Origin of the sequence: Streptomyces sp. NPDC026672, from assembly GCF_040638185.1 — a bacterium.
Classification (GTDB): Bacteria; Actinomycetota; Actinomycetes; order Streptomycetales; family Streptomycetaceae; genus Streptomyces.
Genome location: NZ_JBEZXS010000001.1, coordinates 282,052 through 298,536, shown reverse-complemented (window position 1 = coordinate 298,536; position 16,485 = coordinate 282,052). Strand labels below are relative to the sequence as shown.

Annotated in this window: 16 protein-coding genes and 1 pseudogene; 4 read left to right on the top strand and 13 right to left on the bottom strand. The window is 70.7% G+C overall.

The genetic code is table 11. The annotated features are described in order from the left end of the window. Positions 1–13: 13 nt before the first annotated feature. From AB0F77_RS01285 to AB0F77_RS01250, 8 genes and pseudogenes are all read right to left on the bottom strand, one after another. Positions 14–708: pseudogene (locus tag AB0F77_RS01285) on the bottom strand (DUF4291 domain-containing protein). A gap of 276 nt (positions 709–984) precedes the next feature. After that, positions 985–1,251, bottom strand: coding sequence for a hypothetical protein (locus tag AB0F77_RS01280; protein ID WP_361939408.1), 267 nt, complete (start codon positions 1,249–1,251; stop codon positions 985–987). Positions 1,252–1,334: 83 nt separating this feature from the next. Then, positions 1,335–2,672, bottom strand: a complete 1,338-nt coding sequence (locus AB0F77_RS01275) for a putative T7SS-secreted protein (protein WP_361939405.1) — start codon at positions 2,670–2,672, stop codon at positions 1,335–1,337. 5 nt (positions 2,673–2,677) lie between these two features. Next, positions 2,678–3,130: a hypothetical protein gene (locus AB0F77_RS01270; protein ID WP_361939402.1), complete on the bottom strand. Its 453-nt coding sequence runs from the start codon at positions 3,128–3,130 to the stop codon at positions 2,678–2,680. Positions 3,131–3,682: 552 nt separating this feature from the next. Then, the gene (msrA, locus tag AB0F77_RS01265) at positions 3,683–4,324 is read right to left on the bottom strand and encodes a peptide-methionine (S)-S-oxide reductase MsrA (protein ID WP_361939399.1); all 642 of its coding nucleotides are present in this window, start codon (positions 4,322–4,324) and stop codon (positions 3,683–3,685) included. Positions 4,325–4,432: 108 nt separating this feature from the next. Next, on the bottom strand, positions 4,433–5,551 hold the full coding sequence (locus tag AB0F77_RS01260; protein WP_361939396.1) for a hypothetical protein: 1,119 nt from the start codon (positions 5,549–5,551) through the stop codon (positions 4,433–4,435). Between the two features lie 137 nt (positions 5,552–5,688). Then, the gene (locus AB0F77_RS01255; RefSeq protein ID WP_361939393.1) at positions 5,689–7,386 is read right to left on the bottom strand and encodes a M48 family metalloprotease; all 1,698 of its coding nucleotides are present in this window, start codon (positions 7,384–7,386) and stop codon (positions 5,689–5,691) included. 204 nt (positions 7,387–7,590) lie between these two features. Beyond that, positions 7,591–8,709 carry a hypothetical protein gene (locus AB0F77_RS01250; protein WP_361939390.1) on the bottom strand — a complete coding sequence of 373 codons (1,119 nt, stop codon included), beginning with the start codon at positions 8,707–8,709 and terminating at the stop codon, positions 7,591–7,593. A gap of 163 nt (positions 8,710–8,872) precedes the next feature. On the opposite strand from AB0F77_RS01250, the gene AB0F77_RS01245 reads away from it, so the two are divergent. Continuing rightward, positions 8,873–10,027, top strand: coding sequence for a cystathionine gamma-synthase (locus AB0F77_RS01245; RefSeq protein ID WP_361939387.1), 1,155 nt, complete (start codon positions 8,873–8,875; stop codon positions 10,025–10,027). Positions 10,028–10,076: 49 nt separating this feature from the next. Here the strand turns inward: AB0F77_RS01245 and AB0F77_RS01240 are convergent, their stop codons facing one another. The 3 genes from AB0F77_RS01240 to AB0F77_RS01230 form a co-directional block, all read right to left on the bottom strand. Beyond that, positions 10,077–10,325: a hypothetical protein gene (locus AB0F77_RS01240; protein WP_361939384.1), complete on the bottom strand. Its 249-nt coding sequence runs from the start codon at positions 10,323–10,325 to the stop codon at positions 10,077–10,079. A gap of 25 nt (positions 10,326–10,350) precedes the next feature. Continuing rightward, complete coding sequence (locus AB0F77_RS01235; RefSeq protein WP_361939381.1) at positions 10,351–10,848, bottom strand: sigma factor-like helix-turn-helix DNA-binding protein; 498 nt, start codon at positions 10,846–10,848, stop codon at positions 10,351–10,353. A gap of 233 nt (positions 10,849–11,081) precedes the next feature. Further along, a complete protein-coding gene (locus AB0F77_RS01230) occupies positions 11,082–11,588 on the bottom strand; it encodes a MarR family transcriptional regulator (protein WP_361939378.1) in 507 nt (168 codons plus the stop codon). Between the two features lie 162 nt (positions 11,589–11,750). Here AB0F77_RS01230 and ilvA point away from each other — a divergent pair, with 162 nt between their 5' ends. The 3 genes from ilvA (at position 11,751) to AB0F77_RS01215 (ending at position 15,149) form a co-directional block, all read left to right on the top strand. Further along, entirely contained in the window at positions 11,751–12,980 is a 1,230-nt protein-coding gene (ilvA, locus tag AB0F77_RS01225; protein ID WP_361939375.1) for a threonine ammonia-lyase, read from the top strand. Between the two features lie 298 nt (positions 12,981–13,278). Continuing rightward, positions 13,279–14,295: an ATP-binding cassette domain-containing protein gene (locus tag AB0F77_RS01220; protein WP_361939372.1), complete on the top strand. Its 1,017-nt coding sequence runs from the start codon at positions 13,279–13,281 to the stop codon at positions 14,293–14,295. After that, positions 14,292–15,149, top strand: a complete 858-nt coding sequence (locus tag AB0F77_RS01215; RefSeq protein WP_361939369.1) for an ABC transporter permease — start codon at positions 14,292–14,294, stop codon at positions 15,147–15,149. The genes AB0F77_RS01220 and AB0F77_RS01215 overlap by 4 nt, the downstream gene beginning before the upstream one ends. Before the next feature lie 153 nt (positions 15,150–15,302). Here the strand turns inward: AB0F77_RS01215 and greA are convergent, their stop codons facing one another. Further along, positions 15,303–15,803 (bottom strand): transcription elongation factor GreA, encoded by a 501-nt coding sequence (gene greA, locus AB0F77_RS01210; protein WP_361939366.1) that lies wholly within the window; start codon positions 15,801–15,803, stop codon positions 15,303–15,305. Positions 15,804–15,970: 167 nt separating this feature from the next. After that, the gene (locus tag AB0F77_RS01205) at positions 15,971–16,369 is read right to left on the bottom strand and encodes a DUF4307 domain-containing protein (RefSeq protein WP_361939363.1); all 399 of its coding nucleotides are present in this window, start codon (positions 16,367–16,369) and stop codon (positions 15,971–15,973) included. Positions 16,370–16,485 lie beyond the last annotated feature (116 nt).

Sequence of the window (16,485 nt, the reverse complement as noted above, 5' to 3'; positions counted from 1 at the left end):
GCGACGCGGTTCGTCATCCGTGGAGGTGGGCGAGGGACGTGTCTCCCACCGAATAGGGACGTTCCTGGGGCAGCAGCCGGGCCGCGGAGTCCAGGTCGCCGTTGCGGACGAGGGCGTGGATCTCCTGGGCGAGCGGGGTCACGTCGCGGATGGCGACCGTCCACTCGTCGGCGTAACGCCGTACGGCCTCACCGGAGAGGCCGAGCTGCAAGGAGCGGTACGGCAGGGGTTGCAGGCGCAGATCCCGCTCGGGGTCCCACTGCACACGGGCCGGCGCCCGTCGCAGCTCACGCTGCCAGGCGGCGCGATCAGTATGCACACCGCGGACGTAGCTCGACAGACAGGCGTGCCGCAGCGCCCAGTCGAAGCCGTCACGGCTGATCTCGACAGCCAGCACGGTCTCCTGACCCTCCTTCGTGGCCCAGCCACAGCGGTACATCATCCACAGGAAGGAGGGCTTGATCCAGGTCATCCGGTCCCGCTTCCAGGCGGCGGGAAACCTGCCCTCCGGGCGGCGGGCGGACCGAGCTCCGGACCGTACGCCTGATAAACGGTGACCGTGGACGCTCCGTGGGCCGCACGGATCTCGCGCTGCGGCTGTGGAGTTCGGGATCGTCGTCGTAAGCGAGCGTCGTCCACCGGGCGCCCTGGGGGTGCACCCCGTGCCGCTCTGCCGGGAGTTCCGGTCCGCCCGGTTCCCAGGACCATGCCACGGTGATGACGTCGCCGTAGACAGTGCGCAGTTCGTGGGCGGCAGGAGGCCCTTTCGGATACTGGCGCTGCCACAGTGCGGACAGGCGGTCCCTGTCGAGGTCGCCGCTCATCCCTCAGCCAGCGCCACACCGATCGGGCAGGAGACGCCCGTGCCAGCGAGCCTGCTCTGCCATGTGACCGTTCTGTTCGTACGGAGTTGAGGGCGAACACATCCGGGGGCCTCAGCCCTTGCTGTGGGTGGCGTGCTCGTCGTGTGGAAGGCGTCCACGCTCAGACTTCCGGCGCCAGCAGTGAGAGCCGCAGCAGCGCCGCTGCCGCGAGGGCTGCCGGAAGGACGTACCACCAGCCGCGCCTCAGCCACTCCGCTTTTCGGAAGAGGAGTGTCAGCAGCGCCGTGGCCGTGGCGAGTGCCAGTGCAAGGCCCGAGGCAAAGCCTGAGTGGGCGACCGACTCCGTGTCCCAGGGGCCCGCCGGAGCGACCATGTACGCCGTGACCGTCACGAATCCTGTTACCAGGTGGCCGGCGATGAGGAGCAAGGCGCAGATGATTGTTCCGGTTCGGCTCGGAACGGGACCTTCGCTCTCTCGACGTGTTTCTTCCCGGGAGGCAGCACCGTTGTTCACTGCAAAGCCCCTTTGGCGTCGTCAAGCTTACTGTCGAAGCCGCGACCATACGCTTGCGCGGCACCACTCTCGTAATACGGGCCGCCGTTGTAGCGTGCGGCGAGTTCCTTCATCTGCTCGCGCGTCATCTGCTCCGGTGGCGTGTCGGCGAAGCCGCTCTCCGCCTTGAGTTGGGCCAGATACTCGGAGGAGATGAAGATGTTCTTCGCCGGATCCTTGATAGCGCTCACGACCTGTTCGCGTTGCATGTCGGTGAGGTGGTGCGGATCGTAGCCGAGGACCTCAGCTGCCCGGCGGACCTGGATGGACATGGGTCCCATCGATGTCCTGTCGGGGTCGTCGGTGCCAGGGAGGTTCTGGCGCCCCTCGTAGGCAAGGTCGTCCAGCCATCCCGGGTCGCCCTGCACTTCCTGCCATGCGATGCCGGCGATCATTTCGGGCGGCAGGCCGGAGTCCTTCGCCGCAGCCTTGATGAGCTCCTTGTTGTCGGAGATGTACTTGCGGCGCTCGTCGTCCGAGTTCGACGGCAACCAGTAATTGCCGCCAGCAGCTTCAGGGAGCCCGTCGACGCGAGTCTGAATGCGCGTGAGAGCCTCATTGGCGACGACGTTGCTCCCTTGAGTGGGAATCGCGTCCACTTTCGTACCTGTACCTGGGAGTTGAGCGTAGGGGTTGCTGCTCGCCTGCCGCGCCTCGGCCTGCAAGGGGCCCAGGTTCTTGAGGAACTCCCCAGGATTCGAGACCGGACTCCGGAAATCGGGAATCGACTTGTAGGCATCCTTGATGTCTGCCAGGCACTTCGCGCGTGCTTCGGATTCCACACGCAAGGCGTCGCTGTAGTGATCCTTCGTCTGGCCGTAGTAGCGCTCGGCTTCCTCACGGATTGAATCCACGTCGACGCCCAGCTCCATGAACCAGTCGCCAACACCCGTCGTCGCCCTCAGGTCCTCCCACTGGCGGAGGGGTTCGGCGGCCTTGGCCGTCGGAGTGACCGCCTTTGCTTCCCGTGACATCACCTCGACGAGTTTTACCTCGCTGGATTTTCCGTTCTTGTAGTGCTCTTTGGCCACCGTAACGGCGTCCGCGTATGTAGCCAAGGCGCCGCTCGCCTTCCGGAAGGCATCGGAAAGCTTGTCGGCCAGCTCCTTTGCCTCCTTGAGGCGCCTTGCGTACAGCTCGCGAGCCTCGCTCTGCCAGTTGACCTTGTTCGCTTTGCTGAAGCCATCGTCCGTTGTCTCGATCAGCCTGTGAAGGCGACGGAACTCGGCGGCGTTCCGATCGATGAGCGCGGGGTTCGAGTCCTCCAGGAACTCGACGTCTTTGCGATAGGCCACGACCGTCACCTGTCCTTCGGGTCTACGTAACTTCCGCAAACCAGGACAGAGTGCAACTGACCTTTCACGCGCTGATCGTACTTCGTGTATGTGTTGCCCGCCGACTCGACATTGCCCGCCAAGGCGGCCAGCAGCACGACCATGTCGTTGTACTGGTCCTGCGCGAAGCGGGCGAAGTTGGTGACGTTGGTCGACACGTCTTCGTGGGCGCGTGGGGACCTGCACATCGTGGCGTTCTCTCCATCCATGCGCCCCTCGTACAGCACGCCGGCGATCTCGATGAGCAGATGCGAACTCCCGTCGAGCGAGGATGCGCTGACGTGATAACCGCCTGAACTCGTCCCTGGCTGCGCCGTGAAGGACCCTCCTGCATCCGCCGGAAGCTGGTTCAGTTGCATCTTCGTCGCGTGCCGCTCAGCTGCTAGCGCCTTGAGCTGCTCCCACTCGTCCCAGGCCAACGCGTCCTCCCCTTCCCCCGTGTCAACGCCGCTTATCTGTATGCGAACGCCAGTCTCAATCTACCGTCCGTACGCAGAGGATGCGCCTGGTTTAGGCGTCACTAGTGCGAACCGGAGGGTGATCAAGCAGGTACGGCAGCGTGTCTCGCGAGCTGTTCCACCCGGTCTTGGAATCGTTTTGCGTGATCTAGGGATTCCCGTGGTGCACGACGCTTCTCAGTCTGTCTCGAACGGAGTGCTTGGCTTACCCCTCCCCGGCAAAGCCTGCGGTGCCAAAGGTTCAGAGCGTGAGCGCAGGCATGACGGAGAACTCGCTCAGCCAGCGGGCCAGGCGCGGGTGCGGTGTCGCAGCCGGATCTGACACGCTCTCGAGAATGGGGCCGCAAGTACCTCGCCCGATACCGGAACGACGACGAGCCGCACCGGCCGCAGTACCACTGCGAACGAGGGTGCTGCGACCCTTCGTCTGGGCTCTTCGAGGTGCGGGCTACTTGTCCGTAACCTCCTGAGGTGTCGGCGCGATGACCGTGGGGCAGGACGCTCCCGAGTTCGTTACGGGGTACCTAGCTTGACCCCCGTGCCGCAGTAGCCCGCCGGGTTTTTGTCCAGGTATTGCTGGTGGTAGTGCTCGGCCGGGTAGAGGGGGCGGGGGGACGCCGGGAGGATTTCTGTGGTGATGGGGTGGCGGTGGCCGGAGGCCGTCAGGGCCTGTTGGTACGTGGCGCGGGACGCCTCCGCCGTGGCCTGCTGACCGGCCCCGTGGGTGTGGATCGCCGAACGGTACTGCGTGCCCACGTCGTTGCCCTGACGGAAGCCCTGCGTCGGGTCGTGGGACTCCCAGAAGGTCCTCAGGAGGCGGTCGTACGAGACGAGCCCCGGGTCGAAGACCACGCGGACGACCTCCGTGTGGCCGGTCAGGCCCGAGCAGACCTCCTCGTACGTGGGGTTCTCGGTGTAGCCGCCCTGGTAGCCGACGAGCGTCGTCCACACCCCCGCCGGGAGCTGCCAGAACGTGCGCTCGGCGCCCCAGAAGCAGCCCAGACCGAAGTCGGCGGTCTCCAACCCCTCCGGGTACGGGCCGAGCAGCGGGGTGCCGAGGACGGTGTGACGGTCGGGGACCTGGAACACCGGAACCGGCCGACCCTGGAGCGCCTGCTCGCGGGTGGGCAGCTGCGGTGTACGGCCGAAGAACATGGGGTCTCCCTGTCGGTCCGGCTGGGGTGCCGCCCTGAGCGGCAATCCCTCCAACGTCCCCCGTCCCCCTTCGCATTCCGGCCGGCCGCCCCCCGCCGACGTACCCCCCTACGCCGTCTCCGCCGCCCCCCGTACCGCCGCGTTGCGGATCTGGCAGTAGTACTCCGCCTTGTTCCCCCGGTACCGCCACGGCATCGCGTCCACATGGCCGTCGACCAGCCTGAACTGCTCCACCGCCGCCTCGTCGCGCCCCTGGAGGTGGAGGTAGTACGCCAGCAGGTGCCGCAGCTCGGGCAGGCGCGGGTGGGCCGGGTCCGCCGCGGCCGCGTCCGCGAGGCCGGCGTCGACGCGGGCGAACATCTCCGGCGTACGGTCCACCTCGTTGGTGTCGGACTCGTCGTGCTCGAAGTGCGCGATCAGCGGCAGCACCGTCAGCAGACTGCCCTGGGGCGCGGTGGCCGCCGCACGCTCGGCGAAGTCGAACGCCAGCCGCTCCGAGCCGCGCCACTTCTTGCACCAGTACTGCAACGCCGAGAAGTGCGCCTCGTAGTGGTACGGGTCCCGCTCCGTGATCTCCTTCCAGAGCCGGTCCATCTCCGAGTTGGGGTAGCCGAGCCCGAGCGCGACCCAGATCTCCGCGACGTACGGCGTCGGGTCGTCGGGGTCGAGCGCCGCGGCCCGCGCGATGTCCTCACGGGCCCGCTCCAGCGTCCGGTGGAAGCCGTCGAACTGCTCCCGCGTCGTGTACTGCGCCCGCTTCGCGCCCCGTATCTCCCACGCCAGGATCACCGTGCTGCGCGCCCTGACCACCGCGGCGTCCGGGTCGTCGGCGCGGTCGGACTCCCAGGCCAGCAGCCAGGCGTCCTCCTCGGCCGCGCTCTTGCCCAGCAGATACGCGAACGCCGACCGGCGGTCCCAGTCCCGGCCGATGCCGCCCAGCACCTCGGCGGCCGGACGCCAGTCACCGCCGCGCGCCGCGTCCAGCGCGGACTGCCACTCGGCCGGGATCGGGGCGGCGTACCGCGTGTCCTGCCGTTCGACGGGCAGCAGGCCCAGCTTCTCGGCCGCCGCCGCGCCCTCCGCGGCCTCGGCGTCCTCCTGCGCGTCGGTGTCGTCGGCGTCGGCGCTCGCGGAGAAGAACTCCTTCACGAACACCCAGGCCAGCCACAGGGCGAACAACGCCGTGGGGACGGCCAGGATGCCCAGGATCCAGAGCAGTACGGTCATCGGGGTCGTCCGTTTCTCATTCGGGGGACGGGGGTTGAGTGGGGCGAACGGTGTAGATGAGGCAGGGGAAGGGTGGGGGTTGGCGGGGAAGCCGGGGACGTGGGTGCGGCCGGGGACGTGGAGTGTGCGGCGCCTGGTCAGGCCGGCTGGGGAGCCGGCGGAAGCAGTGCGCGCAGCGGAGCCGTGTCGGGCCGGTCCGCCAGCATCGCGTCGAGCGCCGCCTCCAGCCCCGCACGGGCCGACCCGGCTGACCCGGCTGACCTGGCTGGCCCTGCGGACTCGGCGGAATCGGCCGAGCCGGGCGCACCCGCTCCGTCACCCTCCGGTGCCTCCCCGGGCAGCAGCGCCGTCGCCGCCCGCTCCCAGGAGAACTCCCAGCGCAGCAGCGACCGCGCGCTGAACTCGGCCAGCACTATGGTCCGCAGCGACTCGCGCAGCACGGGCCGTACGAACTCCCGGAACGCCCGGCCCTTCGCCGCCGCGGCCTGGTCGGACAGCGGCAGCCGCTGCGCCATCCGCCACAGCTGCCCCTCCTCGACCACCCGTAGCAGCACGGGCAGCGTCGGCTTCTCCTTGGTGTAGAAGGCGAGCGCCCGGTGCAGCGGGGTGTCGAGGCCGGTGAGGTTCTCGGTCATGGCGGCGTCGAGCAGTTCCTCCCAGCCGCCGGTGCGCCGGAACGCCCGTACGTCCTCGACCAGCACCGCGTCCTCCAGCGCGGCCAGCGTCCGCGACGGGTCGGTGAGCAGGTCGAGGGCGGCGCCCCGGCCCTCGTCGGCGCGGCCGTCGGCGGGCAGTTCCTCGATCCGCCGCACCCGGTCGGCGATCGGCGGGTGCGAGTCGTAGGGGGACTCCGGCTCGGTCGGCAACTCCGCGCGCAGCCGAACCAGTTCGAGCTCGCGGGCACTCAGCATCCGGCCGAACCCGCCGAAGAACTCCCCGCGCGGCGGCATCAGCCGCAGGGGCAGGCCGAGCGCGGCGTACGAGTCGAGGTAGAAGCCGTGCGCCGCGTCCAGGGCGGGTATCTCGCGCAGCGCGGACGCGGTGGCGTCGCGGCCGGCGATCCGCGCGGCCGTCAGGTCCGCCGCGTACTCCTGGCCGCGGGCCGTGGCCAGGGTGGCCCGCAGATAGACCTTGGCGTACGCCGTGTAGATCGCGGCCATCGCGCGGTACGTCACCCCGGCCCCCGAGGTGTCGACCCCCTTGGCCTTCTTCCCCTTGGCGACGCGCTTGGCGGCCGCCTCCTCCTGCCGGGCGCGCTCGGCGGCCCGCTTGCCGTCCGCCTTGGCGTGGAACCGCTCCACGATCCGCCCGATCTGCACCCGGCCGCGCACGACGAGGGCGGACAGCCGGGTGTCACCACCGGTGAAGTGCCCGTACTCATGGGCGATCACCGCCCGCAGCTGGGCCTCGCTCAGCCCGGTCAGCAGCGGTACGCCCAGGTAGAGGCGGCGCGGTCCCGGCAGCAGGCCGAGCAGCCGGGGCTCCTCGCCGACCGCCGCGTTGACGTCCCCCGTGAGCACGATCCGGCCCGGGGCCCGGGTGCCGGCGGCCTCGGCCAGCTCCCGCACCAGTGCCCACAGCCGGGGCTCGTCGGCCTCGGTGACCAGGATGCCCGCCGGGTCCTCGCCCTTCGGGGTGCGGAGCATCAGCAGGCCCTGGACGACGGGGATCGCGAGGACCACCGAGACGATCACGAGCTTGCCCGCGACCGGGCCGTGCAGCCAGGTGAACGCGGCGACGTCGAGCCCTATCAGCACCGCGAGCAGCACGAGGCTCAGCAGATAGAAGCCGCACAGCAGTACAAGAGCGCGCAGCGCGCGCAGAGTTGCGCCCATCGGGCAGATCCCCCCACAGGACCCCAGAACCGGACATGACAAAACGAACGGCGGCCGATGACCGTGCACAGTCATCGTGGTCGGTGCGTGTGGGGGGACGCCGAGCAGATGCGGAGTATGCACCACCGCAGGTCAGAGGGGCAATTCGGATTCCCGGCTCCGCCCGGTCGGGGTCCGTGCGACGCGGTGTGGCCCGGCCGCGGCTCAGCTCAGCAGCGTCGCCGGGCTGCCTCCGTTCGCCTCGTAGCCCGCCACCGCCAGGGCGCGGTAGACCGCGAACTCGGCGGCCGGCTCGGGCGACAGGGTCCACGGCAGCGCGCCCACGTGCCCGTCGACGTGTATCAGCTGGTCCATGGCCTCGGCCCAGCGCTCGGCCCGCACCAGGAAGAAGACCAGCAGATGCCGCACGTGCGCCGCCATCGGGTCGTCGGCCCGCGCGGCGTGCACCGCGTGCAGCGCGCCGTGCATCGCCTTCGTGACGACCTCGCTCCGGTAGAAGCCGCTCACCAGGTTCACCTCGGGCAGGTGCTCGAACACCGCGAACAGCGGCATCGCCGCCAGCAGGGAACCCCGCGGGGCGCGGGCAGCCGCGGACTGCGCGAACTCGTACGCCAGCTCGCGCGAGCCGTGCCACTTCTCGCACCAGTAGTGCAGGGCCGCCAGGTGGGCGCCCATGTGGGCCGGGGCGCGGTCGAGGATCTTCAGCCACAGCTTCTCGAACTCCGGCCGCGGGTAGTTCAGTCCGCGCGCGACCGACAGCTCGACGATGTACGGCACCGGGTCGCCGGGGGCCAGCAGCGCGGCCTGCCCACAGGTGTCCCTGGCCTCCTCCATGATGATCCGGAAGTCGTCCGTGCCCGGCGTCGACGTGCGCCACGCCTGCTGCACCAGGAACTCCGCGTGCACCGCCGCCGCGCCCGCGTCCTTGGGCTGCTCGGCCCGCCACACCCGCAGCCACTGCCCGCCCGGCGTCTCGCTGACCCCGCCGGGCCGCTGCTGGAGCTCCAGCGCCGCCGCGCCCGCGAACGCCTGCACACGCTGCCAGCGCAGCTCGCCCTCCGTCTCCGTCCCGGCGAGGAGCTGGGCCGCCGCGCGGTAGTCCTGGGTGCGCTGGACCAGCTCCAGGACGTCGAGGAGGTCCTGGTCGGGGCCGGGCATGCGGATGTCCAGCTCCTCCTCGCGCACGAAGCCGTAGTTCGCCGGGTCCGCCGCGTCCGGGTGGTCGGGCGAGACGCGCTCGATCATGCCGCGCCTGCGACGCAGCGCCGGAACCGCCACGAAGCTCAGCAGGAGCAGCGCCATCAGGACCCAGAGAATCTCCATGCCTCAAGCGAACCAGACGCCGCCGACAATTGGCCAACCCCGGCCCGCCCGCCTGTGGAAAACCTCCGGCACGGGCCCCCGCACCTGGGGAAAACCCTCGGCTCCCGGCGCTCACGGGCCACCGTCCGGCGGCGGCGCCCGGCGCGCACTACGCTCAGGACCCATGAGCGACAGGCACATCAGTCAGCACTTCGAGACCCTCGCGATCCATGCGGGCAACACCGCCGATCCCCTCACCGGCGCGGTCGTCCCGCCGATCTACCAGGTCTCGACCTACAAGCAGGACGGCGTCGGCGGTCTGCGTGGCGGCTACGAGTACAGCCGCAGCGCCAACCCCACCAGGACCGCACTGGAGGAGAACCTCGCGGCCCTGGAGGGCGGGCGCCGCGGCCTGGCGTTCGCGTCCGGGCTGGCCGCCGAGGACACCCTGTTGCGTACGCTGCTCGCCCCCGGCGACCACGTCGTCATCCCCAACGACGCGTACGGCGGTACGTTCCGTCTCTTCGCGAAGGTCGTCTCCCGGTGGGGCGTCGAGTGGTCCGTCGCCGACACCAGCGATCCCGCGTCCGTACGAGCCGCCCTCACCCCGAGGACCAAGGCCGTCTGGGTGGAGACCCCCTCCAACCCGCTGCTCGGCATCACCGACATCGCCGCCGTCGCCCAGGTCGCCCACGACGCGGGCGCCCGCCTCGTCGTCGACAACACCTTCGCGACGTCCTACCTCCAGCAGCCGCTGTCGCTCGGCGCGGACGTCGTCGTGCACTCGCTCACCAAGTACATGGGCGGCCACTCGGACGTCGTCGGCGGCGCCCTGATCGTGGCCGACCAGGCGCTCGGCGAGGAGTTGGCGTACCACCAGAACGCGATGGGCGCCGTCGCCGGTCCCTTCGACTCCTGGCTGGTGCTGCGCGGCACCAAGACGCTCGCCGTGCGCATGGACCGGCACAGCGAGAACGCCGCGCGCGTCGCCGACATGCTCACCGGCCACCCGCGCGTGACGCGCGTCCTGTACCCGGGCCTGCCCGAGCACCCCGGTCACGAGATCGCCGCCAAGCAGATGAAGGCGTTCGGCGGCATGGTCTCCTTCCAGGTCACGGGCGGCGAGGAGGCGGCCGTCGAGGTCTGCGACCGTGCCGAGATGTTCACGCTCGGCGAGTCCCTGGGCGGAGTCGAGTCGCTCATCGAGCACCCGGGCCGGATGACGCACGCCTCCGCGGCCGGCTCCGCCCTGGAGGTCCCGGGCGACCTGGTCCGTCTCTCCGTGGGCATCGAGAACGTCGACGACCTGCTGGAGGACCTCCGGCAGGCGCTCGGATAGCACCCGGCCGGCACCGCGCGGACGCCTGCCCGGACGGGCGGCGTCCGCGTCACCAGCCGGTCAGCGGTGGGGTCGTCTGCGACGGCGGCTCCACCCAGGGCCGTGCCCACAGCGCCCACACGGTGAAGGCCACCGCGGCGGCCACGAGCAGCAGCCACAGCAGCCTGCGGGCCGCCGCCCGGCGCCGCCGCAGGTGCCCGCCCCGGCGCACCGCCTCCTCGTACAGGCCGGGCGGCACCGGCGGATGGGTCCGCTCCATGATCCGCCGCACCGCGGCCTCCCGCTCGGGCCGGTTCACCAGCGCCTCCCGTCGCCCCGCCGCCTCATGACGGCGCCACCTTCGGCACCGCCGACGCCCGCTCCCGCGGCGGGTGCAGCAGCGCGGCCGTGGCGCGGTCGCAGATCGCGCGCACCCGTTCCACGGGCAGCCCGAGCAGCGCGGCGGCCTGCTCCTCCGCGACCCCCTCGTACAGCCGCAGGACGACGATCAGCCGCTCCTGGGGCGTGAGCGCCGCCAGCGGGCCCGTCGGATGCGGACGGCTCCGGCCGAGACCGCCGTACCGGTGCCAGATCGTGCGGGCGAAGCGCGTCGCGAGGTACTGCCGCGTGCGGTCGTACGGATCCTCGCCGCGCAGCCGGTTCCAGCACGCGTACGTGTGCGCGAGGGAGAGCGTCAGCAGACGTCGCGCGCGCGGGTTGTCGTCCGGCGCCTCCGCCGTGAGCAGCGTCGCGGCATGCAGCAACCGCCCTGCCGCGCCCGCGACGAACGCCTCGAACTCCCGGGCCCGGCGGGCGCCCTGGGACGTCTGCCGCTCTCGCACCGCAACTCCCCGCCGGATCTCCCCGCCTGGGGGCCCCGCGCACGCGATCGGTCACCCGTACGACACAGGACCCGGTCTCATATGAGGACAGTGGCGGCCCCAGGTCAAGGGCCGGGGCCCACGGGACGGCCGGGACGGGGACCCGAGGACGGCCGAGGCGGCGACCCGGGGCGGGCGCGGGAGAGCGGGCGGGACGCCGGTGGGGAGGGGAAGGAAGGCCGGCGAGGGGGGCCTCAGGAGGCCGGCGGGGTCTCCGGCGCGGGCATTCCGGGGACGGCCATCCGGGCGGACAGGGCGGTGTTGAAGCGCGTGAGGAGCGCGCAGAACGCCTCGCGCTCCTCGGGTGCCCAGTCGTGTGTCAGCTCGGCCATCAGCTGACGCCGAGAGGAGCGCACCTCCTCCAGCCGGGCCAGCCCGCGCGGGGACAGCTGGAGCACCACCGCGCGCCCGTCCTCCGGGTGCGAGGTGCGCTTGACGAGGCCGGTGTCGACCAGCGGAGCCACCTGCCGGGTGACCGTCGACGAGTCGATCCCCATGCTCGCGGCCAGCGCCTTGACGCCCATTGGGCCTTCCTTGTCGAGGCGGTTGAGCAGCAGGTACGCGGCGCGGTCCATGGAGTTGCGCACCTGCCCCACACCGCCGAGCCGGGTCTGTTCGGCACGGCGGGCGAACACCGCCACCTCGTGCTGCATCGCGTCGAGGAGACCGGTGTCACCGACGGTCGTCATGTCCATCGACATTTCAGGTGTTGTGGGCATGGACGGAGGCTCACTTCATCGAAGAGTGCTGGGTTGGGGGACAGGGTACGCGGCCGGGCGGCGGGCCGTACCGGCGCTGCGCAAACCGGTCTCGGAGCTTGGTCACAACAGCTGCGCGCAAGCGTGAACTGCGAGACTGGGGCCATGAGCTACAGCACGGCCGGTTCCGCGTGGCCCGTCACCCTCGACGACGTGCGCGGCGCACAGAAGATGCTCTCGGGCGTGGCCCGTACGACGGCACTGGAGGGCAGCAGGCACCTCTCCCAGCTGGTCGGCGCCCCGGTGCACCTCAAGTGCGAGAACCTCCAGCGGACCGGCTCGTTCAAGCTGCGCGGCGCGTACGTGCGCATCGCCGGGCTGCTGCCCGAGGAGCGCGCCGCCGGCGTGGTCGCGGCCAGCGCGGGCAACCACGCGCAGGGCGTCGCGCTGGCCTCGGCGCTGCTCGGCGTGCACGCCACGGTGTTCATGCCGTGCGGCGCCCCGCTGCCGAAGATCAGCGCCACCCGGGAGTACGGCGCCGAGGTGCGGCTGCACGGCCAGGTGGTCGACGAGACGCTGGCCGCCGCGCAGGAGTACGCGGAGCGGACCGGCGCCGTGTTCATCCACCCCTTCGACCACCCCGACGTCATCGCCGGGCAGGGCACGGTCGGCCTGGAGATCCTGGAGCAGTGCCCGGAGGTGGGCACGGTCGTCGTCGGCATCGGCGGCGGCGGGCTCGCCGCCGGGATAGCGGTCGCCGTGAAGTCGATCCGGCCCGACGTGCGCATCGTGGGCGTGCAGGCGGAGGGCTCGGCCGCCTATCCGCCCTCGCTGGCCGCCGGCCGGCCCGTGGCGATCGGGAACCCGGTGACCATGGCCGACGGCATCAAGGTCGGACGGCCCGGCGACGTGCCGTTCCGGATCGTCGCCGAGCTGGTCGACGAGGTCCGCACGGTCGGCGAGGACGAGCTGTCCGCCGCGCTGCTGCTCTGCCTGGAGCGGGCCAAGCTGGTCGTCGAACCGGCCGGCGCGAGCCCGGTCGCCGCGCTGCTGAGCGACCCGCGCTCCTTCCCCGGCCCGGTCGTCGCCGTGCTGTCCGGCGGCAACGTCGACCCGGTGCTGCTCCAGCGGGTCCTGCGGCACGGCATGTCCGCGCAGGGCCGCTACCTGGCCGTCACGCTGCGCCTGACCGACCGGCCCGGTGCCCTCGCCACGCTCCTCGGGGTGCTGTCGGAGGCCGACGCCAACGTCCTCGACGTGAGCCACGTGCGGACCGACCCGCGGCTCGGGCTCTCCGAGGCGGAGGTGGAGCTGCACCTGGAGACGAAGGGCCCGGCCCACTGCGCGGAGGTCGGCGACGCCCTGCGCGAGGCGGGATACACGGTCATCGACTGAGCCCCGGCCCCGCCGCCCGCCGCCGCGTCGCAGTCCGCACAGTCCGCACAGTCCGCACAGCTCGCACAGCCCGTTCAGCCCTCACGGCCCCGGCCGACGTCACCGTCGGCCGGGGCCGCAGTCGTGCGCGTCACTCGTTCGGGTCGGCTTCGGGAGAGGACCGTTGAGAGACGCGATACATCGCGTTATGGTGTGTTGTGCGGACGCCTCCGGGAGTCCGAAGTACGGAAAACCGCGGGCGGAACAGAACGTACGAACCTAGCCTTTCCGAAGAATCCCCGACGACGTGGAGACTCACATGCCAGGCGCCATCTATGCCGAAGGCCTGGTCAAGACCTTCGGCGACGTAAAGGCACTGGACGGCGTCGACCTCGATGTCCCCGAGGGCACGGTCCTCGGACTGCTCGGGCCGAACGGCGCCGGCAAGACGACGACGGTCCGCTGTCTGACGACCCTGCTGCGGCCCGACAGCGGCAAGGCCGTCGTCGCGGGCGTGGACGTCCTCGCGCACCCGGACACCGTGCGCCGTTCCATCGGACTGTCCGGCCAGTTCGCCGCGGTCGACGAATACCTCACCGGCCGGGAGAACCTCCAGATGGTCGGCCGGCTCTACCAGATGAGCGCGAGAGCGGCGAAGACCCGTGCGCAGGAGCTGCTGGAGCAGTTCCACCTCACCGACGCCGCCGACCGCACCGCCAAGACCTACTCCGGCGGCATGCGCCGCCGCCTCGACCTCGCCGCCGCCCTGGTGGTCTCGCCGCCCGTGATGTTCATGGACGAGCCGACCACCGGCCTCGACCCCCGCAACCGCCAGCAGCTCTGGGAGGTCATCAAGCAACTGGTCTCCGGGGGCACGACGCTGCTGCTCACCACGCAGTATCTGGAGGAGGCCGACCACCTCGCCCACGACATCGCGGTCGTCGACCAGGGCCGGGTCATCGCCAAGGGCACCTCCGACCAGCTCAAGGCCCGCACCGGCGGCGAGCGCATCGAGGTCGTCGTGCACGAGCGCGAGCACATCCCGGCCGCCGCCGAGGTGCTGCGTGGCTTCGGCAAGGGCGAGACCACCGTCGAGGAGCACACCCGCAAGCTCACGGTGCCCGTCACCGGCGGCGCCAAGCTGCTCGCCGAGGTCATCCGCGAACTCGACACCCGCGGCATCGAGATGGACGACGTCGGGCTGCGCCGGCCCACCCTCGACGACGTCTTCCTGTCCCTGACCGGCCATGTCGCCGAGAGCGGACCCCAGGACGACACCGCCGGCAGAGGCGGCGGGAAGAGCCGCGGCGACAGCCGCAAGGAGGCCGTGAAATGAGCGCCGTCACCGATGCCGCGCGGGTCGCGGCCCCCGTCAACCCCGTCAGCGGACTGATCCGCGACTCGCTGATCGTCGCCAAGCGCAATCTGATCCGCATGTCCCGCATCCCGGAGGTGGTCATCTTCGGGATCATCCAGCCGATCATGTTCGTGGTGCTGTTCACCTATGTGTTCGGCGGCTCCATGCAGATCGGCGCGAGCACCAGCGCGACCGACTACAAGAACTTCCTCATGGCCGGCATCTTCGCGCAGACCGTCACGTTCGCCACCGCGGGCGCCGGCGCGGGCATCGCCGACGACATGCACAAGGGCCTCATCGACCGCTTCCGCTCGCTGCCCATGGCGCGTGGCGCGGTCCTCACCGGGCGCACGCTCGCCGACCTCGTCCAGACGGCGCTGACCCTGCTCGTCCTCGCCGTCGTCGCCCTCCTGGTCGGCTGGCGCGTCGGGTCGGACGGCAGCACCAACGCCCTCAAGGTGCTCGGCGCCTTCGGCCTGCTGCTCCTGCTGGGGTACGCGTTCACCTGGATCGGCGCCCTGATCGGCCTGTCCGTGAGCACCCCGGAGGCGGCCACCTCGGGCGGGCTGATCTGGCTCTTCCCGGTGACCTTCATCTCCAATGCGTTCGTCGACACCAGCCACATGACCCCGTGGCTGCGGCACATCGCGGAGTGGAATCCGTTCAGCGCCACCGTCCAGGCGGCCAGGGTCCTGTTCGCCAACCCGGGCCAGTCCCAGTCGGGCGCCTGGCCCATGCAGCACCCGGTCTGGGCGTCACTGATCTACTCGGCCCTGATCATCGTCGTCTTCCGGACCCTCGCGGTGCGCAAGTACCGCTCGGCCACCGCCTGACCCGGCGACGGCGACGGCGACAGGGCGAGGGCGGGGGTAGGGGTGGGGCCGGCCGTACCGACCCCCGACATGGCAAGGCCCCCGGTGTCGGCGGGACACCGGGGGCACGCCGAAAGCGGGGGCCCGGAAGGGCCCCGGGCGATGGGAGGGGGCTCAGCCGGAGTAGGGCTCGGCCTTGAGGATCTTCACGGACGCCTTCTTGCCGTTCGGCAGCTCGTACTCCGCGTCCTCGCCGACCTTGTGGCCGATCACGCCGGAGCCCAGCGGGGACTGCGGGGAGTACGTCTCGACGTCGGCGCTCGCGTACTCGCGCGAGGCGAGCAGGAACGTCATGGTGTCGTCCTCGTCACCGTCGAAGGCGATCGTCACGACCATGCCGGGGGCCACGGCACCGTCCGCGGAGGTCGGCGCCTCTCCGACCTTGGCGTTCTCCAGGAGCTGGGTCAGCTGGCGCACACGGAGCTCCTGCTTGCCCTGCTCCTCCTTGGCCGCGTGATACCCGCCGTTCTCGCGCAGGTCGCCCTCCTCGCGCGCGGCCGCGATCTTGGCGGCGATCTCCGTGCGCGCGGGACCAGACAGGTACTCCAGCTCGGCCTTGAGCTGGTTGTACGCCTCCTGGGTCAGCCAGGTGACGTTCTCGCTGGTCTGGGTCACAGGTGCTCCTCGTCGGTACTGGGAATACAAAGCATCGCCCTACCCAGAAGAATGTTCCTTCACGGATGGGCGAAACCACGAGCCTAACAATTCAGCGGCCAAAGGGGGAGGACATAAGCCATCAGAAATACGTCGGCCCAGGTCAGCGCCGTGTGTTGGGGGTGGTGTCAGCCGGCGTGGCAGCCCAGCAGCTCGGCCGTGGTGCCCTTGGCCGTCGTACGGAGCGTGACGACCTTGTCGATGCGGGTGGCCGGGCCGGTGAAGCGGAAGTCCGCGCGGCCCACCTCGGTGCCGTCGGCGGCCTGGGAGCGGACGGTGCAGTAGCCGTCCTTGCCGGCGTCCTTGTGGACCTCCAGATGCACGTCCACCGCGTCGTCCGACGCCTTGAAGGCGATCACCTGCGCGCTGATCTCGCTCTGGGCGACGTAGTGGTAGGCGAAGTAGCCGACCAGTGCCAGCAGGGCGGCGCCGAGGACGATCGCTGCGATCCTGAGTCTGTGGTCCGCACGCTCGTCCGAGGAACGGCCGTAGCGGCCCTCGGGCAGCCGCGTGCTCGCCGTACTCATGATCGTCCTCTCGGCCGGAGCGGGACGAACGTCCCGAAAGGGTCCTCCGGGCCGGACCCCGGAATTATTCGCCCCACGATTCGGTCACTATAGAAGCCGCCGATAGCACCCCAGAA